The organism is Salipiger sp. CCB-MM3 (assembly GCF_001687105.1).
GTDB lineage: Bacteria > Pseudomonadota > Alphaproteobacteria > Rhodobacterales > Rhodobacteraceae > Salipiger.
On the sequence record NZ_CP014596.1, the window covers coordinates 645,445 to 668,749 of the forward strand.

General features: G+C 65.5%; 21 protein-coding genes and 1 tRNA gene. 14 read left to right on the forward strand and 8 right to left on the reverse strand.

Annotated features, from left to right (window positions below; translation table 11 throughout):
• Nucleotides 1-125: 125 nt before the first annotated feature.
• Nucleotides 126-1,274, reverse strand: coding sequence for a glycoside hydrolase (locus AYJ57_RS16805; protein WP_066108599.1), 1,149 nt, complete (start codon nucleotides 1,272-1,274; stop codon nucleotides 126-128).
• A 170-nt stretch (nucleotides 1,275-1,444) separates the two neighbouring features.
• Here AYJ57_RS16805 and AYJ57_RS16810 point away from each other — a divergent pair, with 170 nt between their 5' ends.
• Together AYJ57_RS16810 and AYJ57_RS16815 are read left to right on the forward strand one after the other, a co-directional pair.
• Entirely contained in the window at nucleotides 1,445-1,885 is a 441-nt protein-coding gene (locus tag AYJ57_RS16810; protein ID WP_066110423.1) for a MerR family transcriptional regulator, read from the forward strand.
• Entirely contained in the window at nucleotides 1,842-2,222 is a 381-nt protein-coding gene (locus AYJ57_RS16815) for a carboxymuconolactone decarboxylase family protein (protein WP_217621130.1), read from the forward strand. The genes AYJ57_RS16810 and AYJ57_RS16815 overlap by 44 nt, the downstream gene beginning before the upstream one ends.
• Nucleotides 2,223-2,225: 3 nt before the next feature.
• On the opposite strand, the gene AYJ57_RS16820 is transcribed toward AYJ57_RS16815, so the two are convergent.
• The 6 genes from AYJ57_RS16820 to AYJ57_RS16845 all read right to left on the reverse strand — a co-directional run bounded on the left by AYJ57_RS16820 (nucleotide 2,226) and on the right by AYJ57_RS16845 (nucleotide 8,982).
• The gene (locus AYJ57_RS16820) at nucleotides 2,226-3,251 is read right to left on the reverse strand and encodes a hypothetical protein (RefSeq protein WP_066108606.1); all 1,026 of its coding nucleotides are present in this window, start codon (nucleotides 3,249-3,251) and stop codon (nucleotides 2,226-2,228) included.
• 158 nt (nucleotides 3,252-3,409) lie between these two features.
• The gene (locus AYJ57_RS16825) at nucleotides 3,410-4,102 is read right to left on the reverse strand and encodes a metal-dependent hydrolase (protein WP_066108609.1); all 693 of its coding nucleotides are present in this window, start codon (nucleotides 4,100-4,102) and stop codon (nucleotides 3,410-3,412) included.
• 225 nt (nucleotides 4,103-4,327) lie between these two features.
• The gene (gene adh, locus AYJ57_RS16830) at nucleotides 4,328-5,845 is read right to left on the reverse strand and encodes an aldehyde dehydrogenase (protein ID WP_066108612.1); all 1,518 of its coding nucleotides are present in this window, start codon (nucleotides 5,843-5,845) and stop codon (nucleotides 4,328-4,330) included.
• A 162-nt stretch (nucleotides 5,846-6,007) separates the two neighbouring features.
• Nucleotides 6,008-6,961 (reverse strand): helix-turn-helix domain-containing protein, encoded by a 954-nt coding sequence (locus AYJ57_RS16835; protein WP_083191396.1) that lies wholly within the window; start codon nucleotides 6,959-6,961, stop codon nucleotides 6,008-6,010.
• Nucleotides 6,962-7,181: 220 nt separating this feature from the next.
• Nucleotides 7,182-8,165, reverse strand: coding sequence for a glutathione S-transferase family protein (locus AYJ57_RS16840; RefSeq protein WP_066108615.1), 984 nt, complete (start codon nucleotides 8,163-8,165; stop codon nucleotides 7,182-7,184).
• Nucleotides 8,166-8,169: 4 nt separating this feature from the next.
• Complete coding sequence (locus AYJ57_RS16845) at nucleotides 8,170-8,982, reverse strand: VOC family protein (RefSeq protein ID WP_066108618.1); 813 nt, start codon at nucleotides 8,980-8,982, stop codon at nucleotides 8,170-8,172.
• Between the two features lie 144 nt (nucleotides 8,983-9,126).
• Here AYJ57_RS16845 and AYJ57_RS16850 point away from each other — a divergent pair, with 144 nt between their 5' ends.
• Nucleotides 9,127-10,023, forward strand: a complete 897-nt coding sequence (locus tag AYJ57_RS16850; RefSeq protein ID WP_066108621.1) for a LysR family transcriptional regulator — start codon at nucleotides 9,127-9,129, stop codon at nucleotides 10,021-10,023.
• Between the two features lie 16 nt (nucleotides 10,024-10,039).
• Here AYJ57_RS16850 and lipB read toward each other — a convergent pair whose 3' ends face one another.
• Nucleotides 10,040-10,735, reverse strand: a complete 696-nt coding sequence (gene lipB, locus AYJ57_RS16855; protein ID WP_066108623.1) for a lipoyl(octanoyl) transferase LipB — start codon at nucleotides 10,733-10,735, stop codon at nucleotides 10,040-10,042.
• A gap of 154 nt (nucleotides 10,736-10,889) precedes the next feature.
• Here lipB and AYJ57_RS16860 point away from each other — a divergent pair, with 154 nt between their 5' ends.
• From AYJ57_RS16860 to AYJ57_RS16910, 11 genes are all read left to right on the forward strand, one after another.
• A complete protein-coding gene (locus AYJ57_RS16860; RefSeq protein WP_066108625.1) occupies nucleotides 10,890-12,605 on the forward strand; it encodes a peptidoglycan-binding domain-containing protein in 1,716 nt (571 codons plus the stop codon).
• Between the two features lie 180 nt (nucleotides 12,606-12,785).
• Nucleotides 12,786-12,872, forward strand: a tRNA-Leu gene (locus tag AYJ57_RS16865).
• A gap of 701 nt (nucleotides 12,873-13,573) precedes the next feature.
• Nucleotides 13,574-15,538 (forward strand): AMP-binding protein, encoded by a 1,965-nt coding sequence (locus AYJ57_RS16870; RefSeq protein WP_066108628.1) that lies wholly within the window; start codon nucleotides 13,574-13,576, stop codon nucleotides 15,536-15,538.
• 116 nt (nucleotides 15,539-15,654) lie between these two features.
• Nucleotides 15,655-16,410, forward strand: coding sequence for an ABC transporter ATP-binding protein (locus tag AYJ57_RS16875; RefSeq protein ID WP_442974839.1), 756 nt, complete (start codon nucleotides 15,655-15,657; stop codon nucleotides 16,408-16,410).
• 85 nt (nucleotides 16,411-16,495) lie between these two features.
• A complete protein-coding gene (locus AYJ57_RS16880) occupies nucleotides 16,496-17,449 on the forward strand; it encodes a branched-chain amino acid ABC transporter permease (protein WP_066108634.1) in 954 nt (317 codons plus the stop codon).
• A 137-nt stretch (nucleotides 17,450-17,586) separates the two neighbouring features.
• Entirely contained in the window at nucleotides 17,587-17,829 is a 243-nt protein-coding gene (locus AYJ57_RS16885; RefSeq protein WP_066108637.1) for a hypothetical protein, read from the forward strand.
• A 230-nt stretch (nucleotides 17,830-18,059) separates the two neighbouring features.
• Nucleotides 18,060-19,136, forward strand: a complete 1,077-nt coding sequence (locus tag AYJ57_RS16890; RefSeq protein ID WP_066108641.1) for a branched-chain amino acid ABC transporter permease — start codon at nucleotides 18,060-18,062, stop codon at nucleotides 19,134-19,136.
• A 59-nt stretch (nucleotides 19,137-19,195) separates the two neighbouring features.
• Nucleotides 19,196-20,494 carry an ABC transporter substrate-binding protein gene (locus AYJ57_RS16895; RefSeq protein ID WP_442974834.1) on the forward strand — a complete coding sequence of 433 codons (1,299 nt, stop codon included), beginning with the start codon at nucleotides 19,196-19,198 and terminating at the stop codon, nucleotides 20,492-20,494.
• 65 nt (nucleotides 20,495-20,559) lie between these two features.
• Complete coding sequence (locus AYJ57_RS16900; RefSeq protein ID WP_066108647.1) at nucleotides 20,560-21,414, forward strand: ABC transporter ATP-binding protein; 855 nt, start codon at nucleotides 20,560-20,562, stop codon at nucleotides 21,412-21,414.
• Nucleotides 21,415-22,026 (forward strand): RNA 2',3'-cyclic phosphodiesterase, encoded by a 612-nt coding sequence (thpR, locus tag AYJ57_RS16905; RefSeq protein ID WP_066108650.1) that lies wholly within the window; start codon nucleotides 21,415-21,417, stop codon nucleotides 22,024-22,026. It begins immediately after the preceding gene.
• A 55-nt stretch (nucleotides 22,027-22,081) separates the two neighbouring features.
• Complete coding sequence (locus tag AYJ57_RS16910; protein WP_066108653.1) at nucleotides 22,082-23,302, forward strand: phenylacetate--CoA ligase family protein; 1,221 nt, start codon at nucleotides 22,082-22,084, stop codon at nucleotides 23,300-23,302.
• The last annotated feature ends 3 nt before the right edge of the window (nucleotides 23,303-23,305 follow it).

A 23,305-nucleotide genomic window follows, 5' to 3' on the forward strand; every position in this document is an offset into this window, starting at 1 on the left:
GCACGCGCAGCCCCGAAGTCGGGGATTCATCCTGCTGAGTGGAGGTTTTCCGGACTTCCGCTTTAAAACATCGGCGGAGGAAACTGTATTTCGGTGCGAAATTGAGGCGCTGGGCGGTTTGGCCCTCAGGCGCGGGGCATTACCTCGACGCAGAGCACCGTGGGCAGGTGGCGCACCAGTTCGTCCCAGCTGTCGCCCTCGTCGGAGGAGCCGAAAACCGAGCCCGAGTTGGTGCCGAAATAAACCCCGGCGGGGCTGGCGCTGTCCACCGCCATGGCCTGTCGCAGCACGGTGAAGAAACAGCCCTCTTGCGGCAGCCCCTCGCGGCAGGCCTGCCAGCTTTCGCCACCATCGCGCGAGCGCCAGACGGCGGCGCTGGCCTCGGGCGGGAAACGTCCGGCCATGTCGCCGTTGAGCGGCAGCGTCCAGATCGTGTCGGGATCGCTTGGGTGCACGCCGATGGGAAAGCCGAAGGTCGAGGGCAGCCCGTCGGTGATCTCGTCCCAGCTGCGCCCGCCATCGCGCGAGCGGTACACGCCGTGGTGGTTCTGCTGGTAGAGCAGGTCGGCCTCGCCTGCCGCGCGGCCCATGTTGTGCACGCAATGCCCGGTCTCATGCCCGTCCCCGGCGGCGGGGTGGCTGCTGGGCTGGCTGGGGGCATTGGAGCGGCGGTTGCGGCGCTCCCACGTGATGCCGCCGTCCTCGGTGGCAAAGACCCCGGCGGCGGAGATCGCCAGCCACATGCGTTTCGGATCGGCGGGATCGGTGACGATCGTGTGCAGGGTCAGCCCCGCGGCGCCGGGGTTCCAGCTGTCGGCAGAGGGGTGATTGCGCAGGCTTTCGATCTCGTCCCAGCTGTCGCCGCCATCGCTGCTGGCGTAGAGCGCGGCGGGTTTGCCGCCCGCGTAGAGCTTGCCCGGCGTGGCCTTCAGCGACCAGAGCGCCTGCAGCTGCCCGGTGAAGGGCGCCGGGCCGGAGGGCGCGACGCCAAGCTGCGCGGCGAGCTCGGGATCGGCGGCCATCCATTCGTCCATCTGCCCGCCCGCAAGTTTCGACAGCTGCCAGCCGCCAGAGCCGTTGCGCCGCCAGACCCCGGCACCGAACCATTCGTTGCCGCCCGCCGCCCAGATGGTGCCGCTTTCCGCGTCGCCCGCCATATGGTTGATCGGCCAGCCCTCGCAGAAGGGGCCCTCGGCGGTCCAGCCGGTGTCGCCTTGGCTGACCACGAAAGCGCCTTTGGTGGTGCCGACGAGAAGCGTGGGTGCGGTGCTCATGGGGTCTCCTCCTGAGATGAGTTGATATCAACGTACCATGAGTCGCGGCGATCCCTGACGGGCATTTGCGGGGCGCGCGAAAAATCGCGGAAGCGGCGCTTGACCTGGAGTGCGCTCCAGCACCTAGACTGGGGGGCGTCGCACGAAAACGGAGCAGGATGGAGACGGGCATGAAGATCGGAGATCTGGCGCGGCGCACTGGGCTGAGCGTCGACACGCTGCGCTATTACGAGAAGATCGGTCTTTTGCCGCAGGCGGCGCGGGATGACGGCGGGCGGCGGGTCTATGACGCCGATACGCTGACTTGGGTGGCGTTCCTGAAACGGCTCAGGACCACCGGCATGCCGATCCGCGACATGCTGCGCTATGCCCGGCTGCGGGCGGAAGGCTCGGCCACCGGCCCGGATCGGCAGGCGCTTTTGGAAGAGCATCGCGCGGCGGTGCGGGCGCGGGTGGCCGAGCTTCAGTCCTGCCTGACCGTTCTCGACGACAAGATTGCCGGCTACGCCGGTGCCTTATCCGAAAGGACGGATCATGACGCATCAGACACAGAGACCGCAGCCCGAGATGACACGGCTGGAGCGCGGCGCGCAGGCGCTGGCGGAGATTGACGGCAGCGCGGGCGAGGCCGTGGTCGCGGCGCTTGCGGATATCGCGCCCGATTTCGCCACGCTTCTGCTCGAGTTTCCCTTTGGCGATATCTACACGCGGCCCGGCCTTGGCCTGCGCGAGCGCGAGGTGGCGACGATCGCGGCGCTTTGCGCCATGGGCACGGCGCAGCCGCAGCTCAAGGTGCATATCGAGGCGGGGCTGAACGTCGGCCTGAGCCGCGAGGAGATCACCGAGATCCTCATGCAGATGGCGGTCTACGCGGGGTTTCCGGCGGCGCTGAACGGGCTGTTTGCCGCGCGGGAGGTCTTTGCCGCGCGCGATGCCGAACCCGCCTGAGCCTCAGCGCATCCACAGGCCCGCGCGTTTGAGCGGGTTGCGGATGCCCTGTTCGCGCCGGGGCAGGTCGTCCCGGTCGAACATGGCGCGCACCTTCGCGCCGCGCCCCTGGTAGATGTAGCGCAGGAAGGGCTCATGCTCTTTCAGCAGCTTCTTCACCCGGTTGGGCGCGGCGATGGCCTCGAGAAACGCCACCAGCTCGTCGCTTTCGCGGGCGTAGAGCAGCGGCATGGCGCGGTAATGGCAGCTGTGGCTGCCGTCGAGCAGCCCCGTCGGCAGGGTGCCCCGCCCGCCGCCGAGCCCGTGGATGACCAAGGGCAGCGCCACCTGATCGAGCCAGGGATCGAGGCTCTGGCATTGCAGCGCCTTGGGCGGGTCGTCGCGGATGGTCAGCGCGGTGTCGAGAAAGCGGCGGCCAAAGCGCTGCGGGCATTCGTAGAAGAAGAACCCGGCGTTGAAATAGAGGTAATGCTGCCAATAGCCTTCGGGCCAGTGGGGATCGAGCGAGCTGGCGAAATCGAGGCCAAAGCGGTCGTAGAGCGCTTTCCAGATCTGCGTGTAGCCGGGGCCGTAAAGTTCGATCTGTGGCCATGTGCCCTCGCGCTTCATCGAGGCGGTGGGGCGGGTGAAGTCGAAGGGCACTTCGGACAGATCGCCGGTGATCAGCGTGTCGGTGTCGAAGAAGACGAAGGGCTCGCCCGGCGGCAGCGCGAAAAGCGCCTCGATCTTGTTGCCATAGGGGTAGGCGTGGCCGAAGTGGCGGCTCTCGAAGGGGATGATCTCTGCGCCGAGGTCGCGCAGGATGTCGCAAGCCTCGGGCGACATGCGCGGATCGTGGGGCCAGAGCGGGCCGGGCTGCGGCTCGGCGACGAAGAGCTTTGCGCGGCCCTCGGGGGTGGCGGCGTCCAGCGACAGGGCAAAGAGCACGGCCTCATATTGCAGCCGCCCGGCATGCCCGACGATGAGGATGTTGAGCGGGGTGTCGCGCCCTGTGGTTGGTCCGGTGGTGCTCCCGGTGGTGCCTGTCATTCTGCCCGGCCTTTTGCCCATGTTTGCGGCACTATAGGCACGAAGCGCCGCGCCCGTAAGCGGGGGGACGATGCAGGCGGGCGAGGCTGTGGTTTCTAGAGCAGAGTGGCGCCCCGCCCGGCGGCTTCGCCTTGTTCCGGGCAGGGCTGCGAGAGTTCTCAGAGCGTGATGGGCAGCATCACCTCGGGCTCGATCACCTGTACGCCGGGCAGACCTTCGGCCAATTTGGCTGCCGATTGCTCGAGCGCGGGGAAGGTGCGGTAGTGGCAGGGGATGACCGTGTCGAAATCGAAGTAGGTCTTCGATGCCCAGGCGGCCTGATCCATGTCCATCGTGTAGTACCCCCCGGCGCTGAGGATGCCGATGTCGGGTTTGTAGTACTGCCCGATCCACGCCATGTCGGCCATGATCGCGGTGTCGCCCGAGAAGTAGATGGTCTTGCCTTCGCCCTTGATGATGAAGCCGGTTTCCATGCCCGCGTATTTGGGGCCTTCGTCGGTGGGCAGCGACGAGCTGTGCGAGGCGGGCACCATGCTGACGCTGACCTTGCCGAAGCTGATCGTGCCGCCCTTGTTGAAGGCATGGCCCTCAACCGCGCCCTTGCCGTGCAGTTGGCCTGCCAGTTCCACCATGCCCGAGACCGGCGCCTTGGTGCGCTGGCTGACCTCGACGGCGTTGTCGGTGTGGTCGAAGTGGCCGTGAGTGATGAGGATCTGCGTCACATCCTTCAGCGCGTCCTCAACGCGGTCTTCGGGGAAGACGGGGTTGCCGATGACCCAAGGGTCGATCAGCAGAACCTGATCCTCGATCTCGATGCGGAAGCTGCCGTGGCCAAGCCAGATGATGTTCATGGGGTCTCTCCGTAAACTTGCGTCATGTCGGGTTGGCACGGAGGGTAGCACGGGGAAAATGACGGGCAAGCAAAGGGGTGGTGCTGCTCGCGCTGGCGCGAGCGTGGTGCCCGTCGCTGCCAAAAAGAGAACTGCCGACCAGAGGGGAGGCCCTGGCCGGCAGACCCTGATCCGCTCCCATCACGGGGTGGGAGGCGCGGGGAGCGGATCATCCGACGCCGGGCTTCAGAAGAAGCCCAGCTTGTTGGGGTTGTAGCTGACCAGCATGTTCTTGGTCTGCTGGTAGTGGTCGAGCATCATCTTGTGGTTTTCCCGACCGACGCCCGATTGCTTGTAGCCGCCAAAGGCCGCGTGGGCGGGATAGGCGTGGTAGTTGTTCACCCAGACCCGGCCCGCCTCGATGGCGCGGCCAAAGCGGTACGCGCGGGTGCCGTCGCGGGTCCAGACGCCAGCGCCGAGGCCGTACATCGTGTCATTGGCGATGGCGAGCGCCTCGGCCTCGTCCTTGAAGGTGGTGACCGAGACCACCGGCCCAAAGATTTCCTCTTGGAAGACCCGCATCTTGTTGTGGCCCTTGAGGATCGTCGGCTCGATGTAGAAACCGTTCTCCAGCCCGTCGATCTGCGCCGCCTTGCCGCCGGTGAGCACCTCGGCCCCTTCCTCGACGCCGATGGTCAGATACGAGAGGATCTTGTCCTGCTGTTCCTGGCTGGCCTGCGCGCCGACCATCGTGGCCATCTCGCGCGGGTCGCCGCGCTGGATCGCCTCGACGCGGGCGATGGCGCGCTTGATGAACTCCTCGTAGATGTCCTCTTGGATGAGCGCGCGGCTCGGGCAAGTGCAGACCTCGCCTTGGTTGAAGGCAAAGAGCACGAAGCCCTCGACCGCCTTGTCGAGGAAGGCGTCATCCTCGGCCATCACGTCCGAGAAGAAGATGTTGGGGGATTTGCCGCCCAGTTCCAGCGTCACCGGGATCAGGTTCTCGGTCGCCGCCTGCATGATCTTGCGGCCGGTCTCGGTGGAGCCGGTGAAGGCGATCTTGGCGATGCGCGGGCTGCTGGCGAGCGGCGCGCCCACTTCGGCGCCCATGCCGTTGACCACATTGAGCACGCCGTCCGGCAGCAGATCGGCGATGCACTCGATCAGCACCATGATCGCGGCGGGCGTCTGTTCGGCGGGTTTGAGCACGATGCAATTGCCGGCGGCGAGCGCGGGGGCGAGCTTCCATGCGGCCATCAGCACCGAGAAGTTCCACGGGATGATCTGCCCGACCACGCCGAGCGGCTCGTGGAAGTGATAGGCCACGGTGTCGTGGTCGATCTCGGACATATTGCCTTCCTGCGCCCGCAGCACGCCCGCGAAATAGCGGAAGTGATCGACGGAGAGCGGGATATCGGCGGCGGTGGTCTCGCGGATTGGCTTGCCGTTGTCCCATGTTTCGGCGGTGGCGATGAACTCGAGGTTCTCTTCGATGCGGTCGGCGATCTTCAGCAGGATGTTGGAGCGTTCGGTGGCCGAGGTCTTGCCCCAGGCCTCGCGCGCCGCATGGGCGGCGTCGAGCGCCAATTCCACGTCCTCGGCGGTGGAGCGGGCCACTTCGCAGACCTTCGCGCCGGTGATCGGGGTGATGTTGTCGAAATACTGGCCTTTCACCGGGGGGGTGAACTTGCCGCCGATGAAGTTGTCGTAACGGGTGCGGAAGGGCGACGTGTAATCTGCCGCGACCTGAGTCATCTCGTTCATGGGGTATCCTCCTCAAAGCCCGGTCCTCCACCGGGGCATGAAAGGAGTGTGCGAGGGGAATGCGCGTTCGTCAGCCGGGGGCGGAGCGGTCGCGGGGGCAAGCTGTCTCGCTGGTGAGACAGGTTCGCACGGGGAGATGAGGGGGCAGGGCGAGCGCCGCGCTTACGACAGGTCCAGCTTCTTCATTCGGCGGTAGAAGGTGGCGCGGCCAACGCCGAGCATGCGCGCGGCCTCGGAGACATTGCCCTGCGTGCGGGCGAGGGCGCGGACCATTGCGGCGCGCTCGGCGCGCTCGAAGCCCGAGGTTTCATCCTCGCGCCCGAAAAGATCGCTGGCCGGGCGCGCTGGCAGTGGGCCGGTGCTCGCGAGCCCGAAGGAGCGGCGTGCGGCGCGGGTGGCGCCCTGCACCAGATCGTCGCGGTCCACCGCCAGCAGAACCGAAGCCTCGCTGTCCTCGGCATCGGCGACGATGATGCGCGCCTCGGGGAAGGTGGCGCGGAAGGTGTCGGCCTCGATCTGCCGGGCGGTCTGGGCGACCATGGCGGCGATCAGCCGGTTAAAGGCCTCGGTCTGATCGGCGCGGGCGGAAGAGACGTCGAGCGCGCCGATGAGCTCGCCCTCGGGGCCGAAGATCGGCGCGTCCATGCAGCTCATCGCGGTGTTGCGGGCGTGGAAATGCTCGTCGCGGTGGATCACCACGCGGCGCGCCTCGGCGATACAGGTGCCGATGCCATTGGTGCCCTCGGAGGCCTCGGACCAGTCCGAGCCGGGGGTGAGCCCCCATGCGCGGAACACCCCCATGTCGCTGTCACCGGCGCGCAGGTCGAGCACCACGCCCTCGGCATCGGTGAGCAGCACGCCGCAGCCGGAACTGCCGAGCATCTGATGCAGCGCGTCGAGCTTTGGCATGGCGATGCGCAGCATCACCTCCGAGCGCTCGAGCCGTTCGGCGAGCGCCTGCTGGGTGATCGTCTGCACGCCGTCCTTCTGCGCCGGATCGAGCCCATGATGCGACAGCGACCGGCGCCACGACGCGGCCAGCCGCGAGCGCGCGGCGGCGGCGGGGTCGGTGGCGGTTTCCACCACGCGGGCGGCGTGCCGGGATGCGGTCGTCATGGTGCAGACGTCATGGGCATTGTCCTCCGAAGGGAGACGATACAGCATGATCGGCCTTCGCCAAGTCACATTTCCGGTCACGGGGTTGGGGTGCTATGTCTAGAGGCGCAATTTGGCGGTGCTGCGCGTTTGCCCCGCGGCGTGCGTCTGGCCGCGGGGGGGATTTGCGTATTTTTAAAGAGAAGAAGGACCTTTGGATCGGGGCCCTGCGTGTGCGGCGTCAGGCGAGCGCGGCTTTGGCGGCGGCGATCTGCGCTTCCAGCCCGGCGGGGCCGGCGGGGATGATGCGCGGCGGGTTGAGCGCTTTGATGCCATAATAGCCCGCCTTGATGTGATCGAGGTCCACCGTCTCGGCGATGCCGCCGGTGTTCAGCATGCGCAGCATGTGGGCATGCATGTGCGGGTGATCCTCGAGCCGCCGGATGTTGCACTTGAACAGCCCGTGATAGGCCGCGTCGAAGCGGATCGAGGTGACGAAAATGCGGATGTCGGTCTCGGTCAGCCGGTCGCCGAAATAGAACGGCCGTCCGTCCGAGAGGCGCGCTTCGATGCGGGCCATCTCGTCGAAGAGCTGGGTCACCGCCTCGTCATAGGCCTCTTGGCTGCTGGCAAAGCCCGCCTTGTAGACGCCGTTGTTGTAGAGCCGGTAGATTTGCGCGCTCTCGCGGTCGATCTCTTGCACGAGGTCCTCGGGGGCGAGGCGGAGGCCGGAGGGCGCGATGCCCTCGAAGGCGGTGTCGAACATGCGCACGATGTCGGCGCTTTCATTGTTCACCATGACGCCCTGTTTCTCGTCCCAGAGCACCGGCACCGTGGCGCGGCCCGAGACATGCGGATCGGCGCGTGTGTAAAGCTCGTGCAGGTGGCTTGCGCCGTAGAGCGGGTCTGTATCCGCGCCGGGAAAGCCGCCGAAGCTCCAGCCCTGATCGTCGAGCCGCGGGTTGACCACGGTGACCGGGATGATCGCTTCGAGACCCTTGAGCTTGCGGGCGATCAGCGTGCGCGAGGCCCAAGGGCAGATCAGCGCCACATAGAGCCGGTAGCGTCCGGCTTCGGCCTTGAAGCCGCCGGTGCCGGTGGGGCCGGCGCTGCCATCGGGGGTGATCCAGTTGCGAAAGCTCGACTCCTGCCGCACGAAGCGGCCCTTCTCGTCGGCTTTCTGCACCGGCTGCCAGTTGGCGGTCCATTTTCCGTCGATCAGCATGGTCTCAGTCCTTCTGGCTTAGGGTGAAGGTGGTGCCCCACGGATCGGTGAGCGGGGTCTCGGCGCGGGAGCGGCTGCGGATCGCGGCGATCTCGTCCCGAGTGCCGCGCAGTTCGATCTCGGTCAGCCCGGTGGCGGGTCCATTGCGCGGCCCGGCGCCGCGGCTGTTCCAGATGTTCGAGGCGAGATGGTGGTGATAGCCGCCCGAGCCATAGAAGGTCGCGCCCGGATAGTGGTTGGTCACCGCCATGCCGAGGGTGTCGGCGTAGAAGGCTTCTGCCGGATCGAGGCGGCCCACCTGCAGGTGGACGTGGCCGATGACCGTGTCCTCGGGCGCGCCCTGCCATTTCGCGGTGGCGCTGTTCGCCACATCCTGAAGGTCCAGATGGTTAGTCGCCATTTCGATCTCGCCGCCGCGGTGCGTCCACTGATCGCGCGGGCGGTCGATGTAGATCTCGATGCCGTTGCCCTCAGGGTCGGCCAGATAGAGCGCCTCGCTGACGAGGTGGTCCGACGCGCCCTGCAGCGGGATGCGGGTCTCGGCGGCATGGTGCAGCCAAGCGCCGAGATCGGCGCGCGACGGCAGCAGGACGGCCACGTGGAAAAGCCCGGCCTCGCGCGGCGAATGGCGCGGCGCGGATTTGTCCTGACGCAGCGCGATGAGGCTGCGGCCATGGGCGCCGAAGCGGGCCTCGGTGCCGTCCTGTGACAGTTTCTCGAGGCCGAGGGCGGATTGGTAGAAGTCGCCGACCTTTGCCAAATCGTTCACGGTCAGGCTCACCTGTCCGATATCGAGGGGGGCGTCGCTGGTTGCCATGATGTCTCTCCGTCTGCGGTCCCCGCGGGGCGGGGAAAGGGATGGGCAGCGCTGGCTGCCGTTGAGAGCAATATGCGGGCTGGCCTTTGTGAAAGAAATGGCGAGTATGTGGTAATACTATCCACATATCGTTCGGAGTGAGCCATGGACATCGTCGACCAGATTCGCGCCTTTGTCGCCACCGCGCAGACCGGGTCCTTCACCGCCGCCGCCGAGCGCATGGGGGTGTCGAACCGGCTGACCTCGAAATATGTCGCCGAGCTTGAGGCGCGGCTGGGCACGCGGCTGTTGCAGCGCACCACGCGGCGGGTGGGGCTGACCCCGGCGGGCGAGAAGCTGCTGGTGCGCGCACCGGCGTGGCTGGAGGAACTCGAAGAGCTGCTCGGCTCGGTGGAGCATGAGGCGCGGGGCTTTTCCGGGGTGCTGCGGGTGGCGGCGCCGCTGACCTTCGGAGAGATTTACGCCGCCGATTTGCTGAGCCGCTTCGCCGCGCCGCATCCCGAGTTGTCGGTGGAGTTGCGCCTGTCGGATGCCTACACCGACCTTGCTATGGAGGGGATCGATCTGGCCTTTCGCATCGGGCGGCTGACCGACAATACCCTCAAGGCGAGGAGGCTGTGCCGCTTCGGCATGAAGGTGGTGGCCTCTCCGGCCTATGTGGCCGCGCATGGCGCACCCGAGAGCGCCGAGGCGCTGGCCGGGCACGCCTGCATCCACGACAGCAACCAGCGCAGCCCGCGCTGGCGGTTCGGGGCGGACGGGGCGTTGCGCGAGGTGCAGATCGCCAGCCGCTTTGCAGTGAACAGCGCCCGCGTGGCGCGCGATATGGCGCTGGCGGGGCAGGGGATCGCCTATTGCCCCGAGTTCGTGGTGACCGGCGATCTCGAAGCGGGGCGGCTGGTGGAGCTGCTGGCGCAGGAAGAAAAGCCGCAGCACGATCTGAGCGCGGTTTACCTCGAAGGCGCGATGCTGCCGCGCAAGGTGCGCGCGCTGGTGGAGTTCGCCGCCGAGGACGTGAAGACCCACCTGCTGGCGGGTTAGCGCTGGTCTGGCAGGGTCAGGTCTCGCTGGGGCCGATTTCGCACGGCCCGATCTCGCACGGCAGGGCGCCGAAGGTCTCGTCGAAGCTGCGGCGCAGGGCGACATCGAGATCGTCCATGGTCACCGGCAGGCCGAGATCGACCAGCGAGGTCACGCCGTAATTGGTGATGCCGCAGGGCACGATGCCACTGAAATGCGACAGATCCGGTTCGACGTTGACCGAGATGCCGTGGAAGCTGACCCATTTGCGCAGGCGGATGCCGATGGCGGCGATCTTGTCCTCGGTCACGCTGCCATCCGCGAGACGCGGTTTGTCGGGCCGTTCGACCCAGACGCCGACGCGGCCGTCGCGGATATGGCCGGTGACGTTGAATTCCGCCAGCGCCGCGATCACCCATGCCTCGAGTTGGCGCACGAAGCAGCGCACGTCGCGCCCGCGCTTGGCGACATCGAGCATGACGTAGACCACGCGTTGCCCGGGGCCGTGATAGGTGTATTGCCCGCCGCGTTTGGTGTCGAAGACCGGGAAGCGGTCCGGCTCGCGCAGGTCTTCGGGCTTGGCGGAGGTGCCGGCGGTGTAGAGCGGCGGGTGCTCGACCAGCCAGATGAGTTCCTCGGCCTCGCCCGCGGCAATCGCGGCAGCGCGGGCTTCCATGAAGGCGACGGCTTCGTCATAGCCGGTCAGCCCATCTGTCGTGATCCACTCAACCATGGCAGAGCGATTAGGCGCTTGCGCTTGACAGGTCAATACGCCCGCGCCGACACTGGTGCAGGTATATTTCAAATAAATCCTTAACGATTTTCCGCCCAATTCCCGGATCTTTTCGCAAAGAGCCAAGCAATTAATTTAATTGGAGGAAAACCTCATGAAGTCTCGTTCTATTGCTGGGATCATTTCTCTCAGTATTGCCGTGGCGCCGATTCCCGCGCTCGCCGACAATGCCTTTGTTGGTGGTCTGGTCGGAGGAATGATCGGCAGCGCCATTGCCAACCAGCCCAAAAGACAGGTTGTTACCAAACGCTACGTCGCGCCCCGCAAGAGCGCACCCAAGAGCGCGCCCAAGCCCGCGGTCTCTTCGGCCACGCGTGAGGCCAACCGCGTGACGCAGACGGCGCTCAATTACTTTGGGTTCGATGCGGGCACCCCGGACGGGATACTTGGCAGTCGGTCGCGCTCTGCGATTTCGACCTATCAGGGCCATATGGGGTACACGCCGACGGGCCAGCTCACGCAATATGAAAGAGATTTCCTCGTCTCCTCCTACCGCCGTGCGCAGGCGGGCGGTCCGGCCACGGCGCAGCAGGTGGCCTCGAACCCGCAGGGCGTTCGCGGGTTGCTCATCGCGTATCGCGACGGGCAGGTGAACCGTCCCGGTGGTGCCGGGGCTGGGGCGATCGCCGGTCACTATGGATTGCCAGCGGTGGTTGCCGAAGCGGTGAATGAAATCGCCAAAAGCTCCGATCCTTCTGCCGAACAACTGGTACAGCGTTCGGGCTTTATTCAGCTGTCAGATATCAATGGCGATGGCCGGACGGATTACATTCTCGACACCTCGGTGACTGGATCGGCCTTCTGGTGCAATGCCCAGAGCTGTGCCGTGCGGGTCTTTGCCTCCACGCCCGAGGGCTATGAACGCAACGACTTCCAGGCGTTCAACGTCACGCCGGCGATGTTCAGCTGCACGCGCGGCACCTGTTCCAAGGACGGCGGGCCGCACATGGCAGCGGCTCCGGTTCCGTCCACCCCCGCACCTGCGCCCGAGTTGCCGCAAACGCAGATGGCTTCGGCGGCAACGCCTGTGCCTTCGGCGCAGCCCGTGGTGCAATCCGCAGCGGCCCCGGCTCCGGCGGCGGAGCCGGCGATCCCGGATTTCTTCGGCGGTGGCGCAGTGGCCGAGGCGTCGCTGCAGTCGCGCTGCAATACGGTTAGCCTGATGACCTCGACAAACGGCGGCTACATCACGCCCGCGACGCTGTCCGATCCCTCCGCGGCGCTGGCCGAGCAATTGTGCCTCGCGCGCACCTATGCCATTGCCAAGGGCGAGGATCTGATCGCCATGGTGCCGGGCGCGACGCCGGAGAAAGTGGCGCAGCAATGTGCGGGCTTCGGCAAGCTGCTGCGCGAGCAGGTCTCGGCGGTGTCGCTGCGTCCGCGCGACGCGGTGGTGAGCGAGGTCGGCAGCTTCGTACTCGCCTCGGGCATGGCGCCCGCGCAACTGGAGAAGACCGCGATGATCTGCCTCTCGGCGGGCTACCGGGTCGATGACCTTGATGCGGCGATGGGCTCTGCGCTGGTGCTGGTGGCGCTGGGCAAGGCGCCCTATGCCGAGCTGATCGGCCACCATTTGTCGCAGGGCATCGGCGCGAGTCATCGCGACGATCTGGCGGCAGGCTGGTATGGGCAGGCGCTTGAGGCGCTGGAGGGCGGCAGCACGCCGGTTTTCTCGCCGGGGATGCCGGAGCGCACGGCGCTGCTGCGGAAGGCATCAATGTTGCTGGGCGGCGGAACCGAGGCGGCTTCGGCGGCGCCCGCGGTTGTTCCGGCGGCGCAGGAGATCCCGGTCTTTAGTATCGGCGAGTAAGCTGACGTAGGGGTAGCAGAGGTCGGACCGGGCAGCTTGTTGCGGCCCGGTCTTTGAATGGTTTGGTCGCGAAAGAAGGGCCTGTGAGGGGCGTGCAAAAAACTTTTGCACAAACTGCGATTTCCCTCTTCACATCCCCTGCGGGCTTCGTTAGAGACCGCCTCACCAAGTCAAGACAGTGCGGTCGTGGCGGAATTGGTAGACGCGCAGCGTTGAGGTCGCTGTGGGGTAACTCCCGTGGAAGTTCGAGTCTTCTCGACCGCACCATTTTCTTCTCCAAGAAAACCAAAGAAATTATTCCCCATCAGGGGTTTGGCTCTTGCTGACCATCTCACAGACCGTCTCATTTTACTGTGTGGCGTCTGATGTTGAGGTGATGCGATGGCTCTGCCAAAAGTGCCGGACACGATCCAGCTTCGGGGCAAGCATCACGTAAAATTTCGCGTGGGTCCTCGCATCCGTAAGCATTGGGGCGGCAAAGAGGTTGTTCAGCGCAGTTCTAAGGCAAAGGGAAAGGCGCCTACATCCTCGTGCGAAAGCAATGCTAGACGACTGTGAAGTATGATAGGTGCTGCTACAAGCGGCGCAGCCGCATCAAGATCATGGCTTGACGGCTCAGGGATCGGCGATGCGTCGCGACCAGCTATGAGCGCTGTACCAAGGCCTTCTCGCCGCCCTTGTTCTCGCGGTAACCATCATCCATTTGCTACGAGTTCTGTGCCTAAGAGATCTGTAAGCTCTTAGAAATTCATATTTTTCATTTATCACAGCGACTTGTTGATCGCGGGCCTTTGATACAATTCGTTAGATTTAGGCAAACATCACGAAAAGATTGACGCTCACCGTTGGCCCGTCCCTTAATGGGGCGGACTCGCGAAATGCGCGTCTCGGGCTGCGGAGGAGGTAGCTCGGGGCATCCGGAGAACCGGCGCGCATCGGGGGCCAAGGGAGGAGACAATTTGGCATATATGTCCGAGGGCGCAGAGGGTCTGCGCTCTGTTCCGGCCCTGTTGCAGCGCAATGCGCGGCAGCATGCGGCCCGTCCCGCCTATCGGGAAAAGGAATTCGGCATCTGGCAGAGCTGGAGCTGGGCGGAAACGCTGGAAGAGATCGAGGCGCTGGCTCTGGGGCTTCTGAATCTCGGCGTGGCACCGGGCGACCATGTGGCGGTGATCGGCCGCAACCGGCCGACGCTCTATTGGTCGATGGTGGCGGCGCAGATGGCGGGCGCGGTGCCGGTGCCGCTCTATCAGGACGCGGTGGCCGAAGAGATGGAATATGTGCTGCAGCATTGCGGCGCGCGTTTCGTCATCGCCGCCGATCAGGAGCAGGTCGACAAGGTCATCGAGATTCAGGACGACCTGCATCAGTTCGAGCATATGATCTACGTCGATCCGCGCGGTATGCGGAAGTACGATCACCGTGCGCTGCACGACTATGCCCATGTGCAGGCACAGGGAAGGGCCGCCCGCGACGAGCTGATCGGAGAGCTGGAAAAGCGCAGCTCGGGCCTTGGCTATGACGACACCTGCGTGATGCTCTACACCTCCGGCACCACCGGCAAGCCCAAGGGCGTGGTGCTGTCGAACCGCAATATCATCGAGACGGCCAAGGCTTCGTCCGAGTTCGATCATCTGAGCCCCGGCGAGGAGGTGCTCGCCTATCTGCCCATGGCGTGGGTGGGCGATTTCATCTTCTCGATCGGTCAGGCCTATTGGAACGGGTTCTGCGTGAACTGCCCCGAGTCCGCCGAGACGATGATGACCGACCTGCGCGAGATCGCGCCCAGCTATTATTTCGCGCCCCCGCGGGTGTTCGAGACGCAGCTGACGCAGATCATGATCCGGATGGAAGACGCGGGCGCCTTCAAGCGCAAGCTGTTCCACCATTTCCTGAACCACGCCAAGGTGGTGGGGCCGAAAATACTCGACGGCAAACCGGTGGGAACGCTGGAGCGGATCAGATACGCGCTTGGCGAATTCATGGTCTACGGGCCGCTGAAGAACACGCTCGGGTTTTCCCGCGTGCGCGTGGGCTACACCGCCGGCGAGGCGATCGGGCCAGAGATCTTCGATTTCTACCGTGCGCTGGGGATCAACCTCAAACAGCTCTACGGGCAGACCGAGGCCTCGGTCTTCATCACCCAGCAGCCGGACAATGAGGTGCGGCCCGACACCGTGGGTGTGCCGTCGCCGGGTGTGGAGATCCGCATCGCAGAGAGCGGCGAGGTCTTCTACCGCTCGCCCGGCGTCTTTGTGGAATACTACCAAAATCCCGACAGCACGGCGGGCACGAAGGACGCGGAGGGCTGGGTTGCCACCGGCGACGCGGGCTTCATCGAAGAGGCCACGGGACACCTGCGGATCATCGACCGCGCCAAGGACGTGGGCAAGATGGCGGATGGCGCGCTCTTTGCGCCGAAATACGTGGAGAACAAGCTCAAGTTCTATCCCAACATCCTTGAGGCCGTGGTCTTCGGCAATGGCCGCGACCGCTGCACCGCCTTCATCAACATCGACCTCACGGCGGTGGGCAACTGGGCTGAGCGCAACAATATCGCCTATGGCTCCTATCAGGAACTGGCGGGGCACCCGCGGGTGCTGGAGATGATCCAGAGCCATGTGGAAGAGGTGAATGCCAGCGTGGCCGGGGATGAGATGCTCTCGGGCTGCCAGATCCACCGCTTCCTCGTGCTGCACAAGGAACTGGATGCCGACGATGGCGAGCTGACCCGCACCCGCAAGGTGCGCCGCAACATCATCGCCGAGAAATACGCGGACCTGCTGGGCGCGCTCTATGACGGGTCGGACAGCATCTACACCGAAACCGAGGTCACCTATGAGGACGGGCGCAAGGGGCGGATCAAGGCGACGCTGGCGATCCGCGATGCGCAGGTTGTGCCGGTGGTGCCCAAACCGATGGCGGCGGAATGATGGACGGGTCGGGTCTGAGTATTTCAGGGAAAGATGAAAGGCGGGATGCCGTGAAAGATGCCAGCAAAGAGGTGGGCTACGTCACCGAGGATGGGCGGCAGATCGGCGGAACGCTGATGGAGCTGCGCAATATTACCCTTAAGTTTGGTGGGGTTGTGGCGATCAAGGATATCTCTTTCGATATCCGCGAGGGGGAGATCCGGGCGATCATCGGCCCCAATGGCGCCGGCAAATCCTCAATGCTCAACATCATTTCAGGCTTCTACACGCCGTCGGAGGGAGAGCTTTGGTACAAGGGCGCGAAACGCCCGCCGATGAAGCCCTATGAGGTGGCGCGGCTCGGCGTGGCGCGGACCTTTCAGAACATCGCGCTGTTCGAGGGGATGACGGTGCTCGACAACGTCATGACCGGGCGGCTCACCAAGATGAAGGCGGGGATCGCCAGTCAGGCGATCTGGTGGGGCCGCGCCCGCGACGAAGAGATTGCCAACCGCGAGATCGTCGAGAAAGTCATTGATTTTCTTGAGATTCAGAGCATCCGCAAGACACCGGTGGGGCGGCTTCCCTATGGCCTCAAGAAGCGCGTGGAACTGGCGCGGGCGCTGGCGGCGGAGCCCTCGCTCTTGCTGCTCGACGAGCCGATGGCGGGGATGAACGTCGAGGAAAAAGAGGACATGAGCCGCTTCATCCTAGATGTGAACGACGAGTTCGGCACCACCATCTGCCTCATCGAACACGACATGGGCGTGGTCATGGATCTGTCGGATCGGGTGGTCGTGATGGACTACGGCAAGAAGATCGGCGACGGCCCGCCCGAGGAGGTGCGCCAGAACCAGGACGTGATCGACGCCTACCTGGGCGTGGCCCATTGAGCGGCCGTGAGGAGGGGGCACACCCCATGCACAATCCATGCACACCCCATGCATATGAGCCGCGCATCCGGGCGGGAGGAACCACATGCTGAGCGACATCTTCATCAAGCCCTTCGCCGATATGATCGAGGCGCCGGACTTCCTGCTGCAGGTGCTTTGGGAGGGGCTGGTTTCGGGCATCCTTTACGCGCTGATCGCGCTTGGCTTCGTGCTGATCTTCCGTAGCTCGCGGATCTTCAACTTTGCGCAGGGCATCATGGTGGTCTTTGCCGCGCTGACCCTCGTCGGGCTGCACGCCATGGGCATCCCGGCGTGGATCAGCGTGGTGCTGACGCTGGGCGTGATGTTCGTGCTGGCGGTGAGCATCGAACGGGTGGTGCTGCGCCCGCTGGTGGGCCAGCCGGATATCATCCTCTTCATGGCCACCATCGGCATCACGCTGTTCCTGATCGGCCTTGGCGAGATCATCTTTGGCGGCGAGAACAAGGTGATGATCACCGAGGAACTGGGCATCCCCACGGACTCGGTGCTGCTTGAGCCTTGGGGCGGGCTGCTGATCCTCGAGCAGAAGGACATCACGGCGGTGATCGTCGCGGCGCTTCTGGTGGTCGGCCTGCTGCTGTTCCTTGGCAAGACCCGCATGGGCCGCGCCATCCGCGCGCTGGGAGACGACCATCAGGCGGCGCTGTCGGTGGGCATCTCGTTGCAGACGATCTGGGTGCTGGTCTGGTTCATCGCGGGCATCATCGCGCTGGTCACCGGCATCGCATGGGGCGCGCGCGCAGGTGTGAGCTTTGCGCTGGAGGTGATCGCCTACAAGGCGCTGCCGGTGCTGATGCTGGGCGGGCTGGAAAGCATCACCGGCGCGATCATCGGCGGGCTGATGATCGGCATGCTGGAGAAGCTGTTCGAGATTTACTGGGGCCAGCCGCTGATGGGCGGCAACACCGAGACATGGTTCGCCTTCGTGCTGGCGCTGATCGTGCTGCTGTTCCGCCCGCAGGGGCTGTTCGGGGAACGCATCATCGAAAGGGTCTAGGGCTGCTCCCGGCGGGGACTGCATCCGGCGGGAGTATTTTTGGAAAGATGAAAGCATTGCTGCGTTGGCCCGGCGGATCGCGGGCGGCAAGCTCGGATGCGTATTTGCGGAACAATGAAAGGGCAGGGGAGGACGAGATGGCGAAACTTGTGGCGATCCTGAATGTCGTGGCTTGGGCCGGATTCTGGGCCTTCGGCTACCTCGCGCTGACCAGCGGCGAAGGCCGGGTGCTGCCGGCGCTGCTGCTGGCGGCGGTGGGCGGCGGGGCTGGGCTCTGGGCGTGGTTCTGGCTGGTGCGGCATACCGAGGCGACGGGCTATGCGCCCGCGCCGAAGCGGGCCTACCCGGAAGAGACGCAGGGGCCGGGCGTGACCGGCTGAGACGGTTAGGGCCGCGGCGGGGGAGGAGGAGCCTTCGCTTGGCCCGCGCCGCGAGGCGCAAAAAGGAAGTGCTGCCGCGAGGCGCAAATAGGAAGCGCTGCCGGCAGGCGCAAAAAGGAAGAGCTGCCGGCAGGCGCAAAGAGGAAGTGCTGCCGAAAGGCGCAGGTGAGACAGGCGCGCGAGGCGCGTGAGGGAGCGGCGCCGCAGCGCGCCGGGAGAGGGAGAAACGGATGCTCTATCGCACGGCGGGGCAATTCAAGACGAGCTACAAGTCGGACATGGCACTGTTCCCGGTCCGTCAGGACGCGGCGCTGCTGATGGTGATCCTCGGCTTTGCCTGGGTGGTCTTTCCGCTCACGGCCAGCGAGTTCGCCTTTCAGACGCTGCTGATCCCGATCCTGATCTACGCGCTGGCGGCGCAGGGGCTGAACATCCTGACGGGCTATGCCGGGCAGCTGAGCCTTGGCACCGCGGCCTTCATGGGGGTGGGGGCTTATGCCTGCTACAAGCTGGTGACGCTGTTTCCCTGGATGAACCCGGTGATCGCGATCCTGCTGTCGGGCGTGTTCAGCGCCGGTGTCGGTGTGGCCTTCGGCATCCCGAGCTTGCGCATCAAGGGGTTCTACCTCGCCATCGCGACGCTCGCGGCGCAGTTCTTTCTGGTCTGGCTGTTCGAGAAATGGGGCTGGCTTTACAACTACAACGCCTCGGGCGCGATCCAAGTGCCGAACCTCGACATGTTCGGGCTTTACGTGGCGGGGCCGCAGGCGAGCTCGATCGTGCAGTATTACGTGGTGCTGGCGGTGGTCACGCTGATGACCGTGGTCTGCATCAACCTCACCCGCGGCAACCTCGGGCGCAGCTGGAAGGCGACGCGCGACATGGACATCGCCGCCGAGCTGATCGGCATCAACCTGATGCGCTCGAAGCTGACCGCCTTTGCCGTCTCGTCCTATGTGGTTGGGGTCGCGGGGGCGCTCTTCGTCTTCATGTGGCGCGGCGCGGCGGAGCCCAATCTTTTCGACATTCCGCTGAGTTTCCGCATCCTTTTCATCGCCATCATCGGCGGGCTGGGGTCGATCCTTGGCAATTATCTGGGCGCGATCCTTATCGTTGGCTTGCCGGTGGTGCTGGGCACGGTGCCCGAGGCGCTGGGGCTGCCGATCAGCTCGGCCACAGTCGAGCATCTGAACATCATGATCGTCGGCGCGCTCATCGTTTTCTTCCTGATCATCGAGCCGCATGGGCTGGCCCGTCTCTGGGCGCTGATCCGGGAGAAGCTGATCATCTGGCCCTTCCCGCATTGAGGAGGCGCGGGACGGGCTTTTCACATCATCGAAGATCTTTGGGAGGAGACAGGATGAAGATGTTGACCAAACTTGCGGGGGCCGCGGCGCTGGGTGCGCTGATGGCCGGCTCCATGGCCGGGGCCGCGCTGGCCGAGGGGCTGTTCACGCCGAACCTCGCCTATCGCACCGGGCCGTTTGCCGCCACCGGCATCCCGCTGATGAACGGGCAGAAAGACTATATGGAGCTGATGAACGCCCGCGACGGCGGCATCGGCGGCATCGCCATCGATTTCGACGAATGCGAGACCGGCTATTCCACCGAGAAAGGCGTCGAGTGCTACGAGAAGACCAAGGGCAAGGCGATCGTGACCCAGCCTTGGTCCACCGGCATCACGCTGCAGGTGCTGCCGAAGACCAATGTCGATGAGATCCCGATCCTCGCGCCCGGCTATGGCTTCTCGCCGATGGCGGACGGCAAAGTGTTCCAATGGGCGTTCAACACGCCGCTGAGCTATTGGGACGGGGCGTCGATCCTTGTCAAATACCTTGGCGAGCAGGGCGATCTGAGCGGTAAGAAGATCGCCTTCCTGCATCTCGACCACCCGTTCGGCAAGGAGCCGCTGCCCTATCTCGAGGCGGCTGCCGAGGCGCAGGGCTTTGAGCTGGTGCCGATCCCGGTGGGTCTGAAGGAGATGCAGAACCAATCGGCGCAATGGCTGCAGATCCGCCGCGAGCGTCCCGACTATGTGATCATGTGGGGCTGGGGCGCGATGAACGCCGGCGCCATCACCGAGGCGGTGAAGACCAAATTCCCGATGGAGAACATGCTGGGGGTCTGGTGGGCCGGGCATGACGCCGATCTCAAGATCGTCGGCGAGGACGGCAAGGGCTACAAGTCCGTCAGCTGGTCCTTCCCGAACCCCGAGGCGCCGATCATGGCCGACCTGCAGAAATATGTGGTCGAGCCGGGCAAGACCCAGAGCAACCCCGAAGAAATGTCGGGCGTGTTCTACTCGCGCGGTCTGGTGATCTCGATGATCCTCGGCGAGGGCATCCGGGTGGCGCAGGAACATGCGGGCAAAGCCGATATCTCGCCCGCCGATCTGCGTTGGGGGCTGGAGAACCTCGACATCTCCGAGGCGCGGCTCGAGGAGCTGGGGATGACCGGCATGGTGCCGCCGTTCAGCACGTCGTGTGACAACCACACCGGCCATTCGGGCGGCTGGATCCTCGAATGGGACGGCGAGAAATTCGTCAAAGCCTCGGACCTCATCATGCCGGACGCCGACATGATCGCGCCGCTCGAGCAGAAGGCGGCGATGGATTACGCCGAGGCCAACCAGCCCTGGCCGGTCAACGAGGATTGCGGCGGCTGAGCTGACCTTCCGGCGGCGGCGCTGCTGTCGCCGCCGGACCCATGCGTATTTGGAAAGAGAAGAAGATGCTGGACGCTGTGCAGACAGGCGAGACCTCTTCCCCCGGCGGGGCGGCGCGCGAGGCGCTGCTGGAGGTCAACAATATCGAGGTGATCTATAACCACGTGATCCTCGTGCTGAAGGGCGTGTCGCTGAAGGTGCCGCAGGGCGGGATCACCGCGCTTCTGGGCGGCAATGGCGCGGGCAAGACCACCACGCTCAAGGCGATCTCGAACCTGCTGCACTCCGAGCGCGGCGAGGTGACCAAGGGCACGATCTCTTACCGCGGCGAGCGGGTGCAGGATCTGGACCCGGCGGCGCTGGTCAAGCGCGGGGTCATTCAGGTGATGGAGGGGCGGCATTGTTTCGAGCATCTCACCGTGGAAGAGAACCTGATGACCGGCGCCTTCACCCGCCGCGACGGCAAGGCGGCGGTGATGCAGGATCTGGAGATGGTCTATGAGTATTTCCCGCGCCTCAAGGAGCGCCGGAAAAGTCAGGCGGGCTATACCTCGGGCGGCGAGCAGCAGATGTGCGCCATCGGGCGGGCGCTGATGAGCCGACCGAAGATGATCTTGCTGGATGAGCCCTCGATGGGGCTGGCGCCGCAGCTGGTGGAGCAGATCTTTCAGATCGTGAAGGCGGTGAACGAGGGCGAGGGCGTGTCGTTCCTGCTGGCCGAGCAGAACACCAATGTGGCGCTGCGCTATGCCCATGACGGCTACATTCTGGAAAACGGCAGGGTGGTGATGGACGGGCCGGCGCAGGCGCTGCGCGAGAACCCGGACGTGAAGGAGTTCTATCTCGGCATGTCCGACGAGGGGCGCAAATCCTTCCGCGACGTGCGCTCCTATCGCCGCCGCAAGCGGTGGCTGGCGTGAATGCGCTGCTTCCTCGCGCTGCCGCTGCCGGAGGCGCTGATCGCGCCGCTCTTGGCGGTGCAGGGCGCGGTGCCGGTGGGGCGCGCCGTGCCCGAGGAGAACCTGCATGTGACGCTGGCCTTCCTTGGGGAGGTCGCGGAGGCGGATCTGCGGGAGCTGGATCTGGAGCTTGGCGGGGCCGCCTTGCCGGGCTGTTTCTTGCAGGTGGCGGGGCTGGAGAGCTTCGGCGGGCGGGCGCCCAAGCTGCTAGCGGCGGCGCTGCGGCCAGACCTGGGGCTGCTGGCGTTGCAGGCCCGCGTGGCCCGCGCCTGCCGGTCGGCGGGGATCGAACTGGAGCGGCGGCGGTTTCGCCCGCATGTGACCCTGCTGCGCTTCGGCGCGGGTCTGCGCGGCGATGGGATCGCGCGGCTTGAACGGGCGGTGGCCGGGCTTGCAGGGCTGACCGCAGGTGCGGAGACCGGGGCGAAGACCGGGGCGGAGGCGGCAGAGGAGCTGCGGCTCGTCGCCTCGACGCTGACGCCCGAGGGGGCGCTTTACGAGACATTGGCGGCTTACCCGCTGCCACCGCCTTCCGGCGCCGCCGGGAGCGGGGAGGAGAGGTCTGGCCTGTGAGCTTTGGCCTGTGAGCTTTGGCCTGTGAGCTTTGGGCTTTGAGAAGGAGGCTCGGATGAGCAGTTATTACGACGATCTGGAGACCCGCAGCGCCGAGGCGCGCGCCGCCGCTCTGGGTGAGGCGCTGCCGGAGCAGATCGCCCGTGCGCAGGCGCTGCCGGGGTATGCGGAGCTTCTGGCCGGTGTCGATGCGGCAAGCATCACCAGCCGCGCGGCGCTGGCCCGCCTGCCGGTGCTGCGCAAATCCGATCTTGGCAAGGCGCAGGCCGGGGCGGCCCCTTTCGGCGGCTTCACCACGCGGCCCGCCTCGGGGTTTGCGCATGTGTTCCAGTCGCCGGGTCCGATCTATGAGCCGGGCGGGGTGGACCATGACTGGTGGCGGCTGGGGCGCTTCCTGCATGCCGCCGGGATCGGCAGCGGCGACATCGTGCAAAACTGCTTTGGCTATCACCTGACGCCCGCCGGGATGATCTTTGAAAGCGGCGCGCGGGCGGTGGCGGCGGCGGTGCTGCCCGCCGGGACCGGCCAGACCGAGCTGCAGGTGCGGGCGGCTGCCGATGTCGGCGTCACCGCTTATGCCGGCACGCCCGATTATCTCAAGGTGATCCTCGAGAAGGCCGATGCGCTGGGGGTGGAGCTGGCGATCACCAAGGCGGCGGTCTCGGGCGGGGCGCTGTTCCCCTCGCTGCGGGCGTTCTACGCCGAGCGCGGCATTTCTTGCCTGCAGTGCTATGCCACCGCCGATCTGGGAATGATCGCCTATGAGAGCCCGAGCATGGAGGGCATGGTGGTGGACGAGCGGGTGATCGTCGAGATTGTCACGCCCGGCACTGGCGACCCGGTGCCCGACGGCGAGGTCGGCGAGGTGGTGGTGACCACGCTCAACCCCGATTACCCGCTGACCCGCTTCGCCACCGGCGACATGTCGGCGGTGCTGCCGGGGGTCAGCCCCTGCGGGCGCAGCAATATGCGCATCAAGGGCTGGATGGGCCGGGCCGATCAGACCACCAAGATCAAGGGCATGTTCGTGCGCCCCGAGCAGGTGGCGGCGCTGGTGGCGCGCCATGCCGAGATCGACCGCGCCCGCGTGGTGGCCAGCCGCGAGGGCGAGATGGACGTGATGATCGTGCGGATCGAAACCGCATCGGGCGATGCCGGGGCCTTCGAGGGCAGCGTGGCCGAGGTGCTGAAGCTCAAGGGCAAGGTCGAGCTCGTGGCGCCGGGGGCGCTGCCGCGCGACGGTGTGGTGATCGAGGACACCCGCAGCTACGAGTGAGCC

Excerpts from the sequence above, each read along its gene's own strand:
- thpR (WP_066108650.1), top strand. The coding sequence starts at position 21,415 with ATGCGCTGCTTCCTCGCGCTGCCGCTGCCGGAGGCGCTGATCGCGCCG.
- AYJ57_RS16880 (WP_066108634.1), top strand. The coding sequence starts at position 16,496 with ATGCTGAGCGACATCTTCATCAAGCCCTTCGCCGATATGATCGAGGCG.
- AYJ57_RS16860 (WP_066108625.1), top strand. The coding sequence starts at position 10,890 with ATGAAGTCTCGTTCTATTGCTGGGATCATTTCTCTCAGTATTGCCGTG.
- AYJ57_RS16810 (WP_066110423.1), top strand. The coding sequence starts at position 1,445 with ATGAAGATCGGAGATCTGGCGCGGCGCACTGGGCTGAGCGTCGACACG.
- AYJ57_RS16910 (WP_066108653.1), top strand. The coding sequence starts at position 22,082 with ATGAGCAGTTATTACGACGATCTGGAGACCCGCAGCGCCGAGGCGCGC.
- AYJ57_RS16815 (WP_217621130.1), top strand. The coding sequence starts at position 1,842 with ATGACACGGCTGGAGCGCGGCGCGCAGGCGCTGGCGGAGATTGACGGC.
- lipB (WP_066108623.1), bottom strand. The coding sequence starts at position 10,735 with ATGGTTGAGTGGATCACGACAGATGGGCTGACCGGCTATGACGAAGCC.
- adh (WP_066108612.1), bottom strand. The coding sequence starts at position 5,845 with ATGAACGAGATGACTCAGGTCGCGGCAGATTACACGTCGCCCTTCCGC.
- AYJ57_RS16875 (WP_442974839.1), top strand. The coding sequence starts at position 15,655 with ATGGAGCTGCGCAATATTACCCTTAAGTTTGGTGGGGTTGTGGCGATC.
- AYJ57_RS16900 (WP_066108647.1), top strand. The coding sequence starts at position 20,560 with ATGCTGGACGCTGTGCAGACAGGCGAGACCTCTTCCCCCGGCGGGGCG.
- AYJ57_RS16895 (WP_442974834.1), top strand. The coding sequence starts at position 19,196 with ATGTTGACCAAACTTGCGGGGGCCGCGGCGCTGGGTGCGCTGATGGCC.
- AYJ57_RS16850 (WP_066108621.1), top strand. The coding sequence starts at position 9,127 with ATGGACATCGTCGACCAGATTCGCGCCTTTGTCGCCACCGCGCAGACC.
- AYJ57_RS16835 (WP_083191396.1), bottom strand. The coding sequence starts at position 6,961 with ATGACGACCGCATCCCGGCACGCCGCCCGCGTGGTGGAAACCGCCACC.
- AYJ57_RS16885 (WP_066108637.1), top strand. The coding sequence starts at position 17,587 with ATGGCGAAACTTGTGGCGATCCTGAATGTCGTGGCTTGGGCCGGATTC.
- AYJ57_RS16845 (WP_066108618.1), bottom strand. The coding sequence starts at position 8,982 with ATGGCAACCAGCGACGCCCCCCTCGATATCGGACAGGTGAGCCTGACC.
- AYJ57_RS16820 (WP_066108606.1), bottom strand. The coding sequence starts at position 3,251 with ATGACAGGCACCACCGGGAGCACCACCGGACCAACCACAGGGCGCGAC.
- AYJ57_RS16890 (WP_066108641.1), top strand. The coding sequence starts at position 18,060 with ATGCTCTATCGCACGGCGGGGCAATTCAAGACGAGCTACAAGTCGGAC.
- AYJ57_RS16840 (WP_066108615.1), bottom strand. The coding sequence starts at position 8,165 with ATGCTGATCGACGGAAAATGGACCGCCAACTGGCAGCCGGTGCAGAAA.
- AYJ57_RS16805 (WP_066108599.1), bottom strand. The coding sequence starts at position 1,274 with ATGAGCACCGCACCCACGCTTCTCGTCGGCACCACCAAAGGCGCTTTC.
- AYJ57_RS16825 (WP_066108609.1), bottom strand. The coding sequence starts at position 4,102 with ATGAACATCATCTGGCTTGGCCACGGCAGCTTCCGCATCGAGATCGAG.
- AYJ57_RS16870 (WP_066108628.1), top strand. The coding sequence starts at position 13,574 with ATGTCCGAGGGCGCAGAGGGTCTGCGCTCTGTTCCGGCCCTGTTGCAG.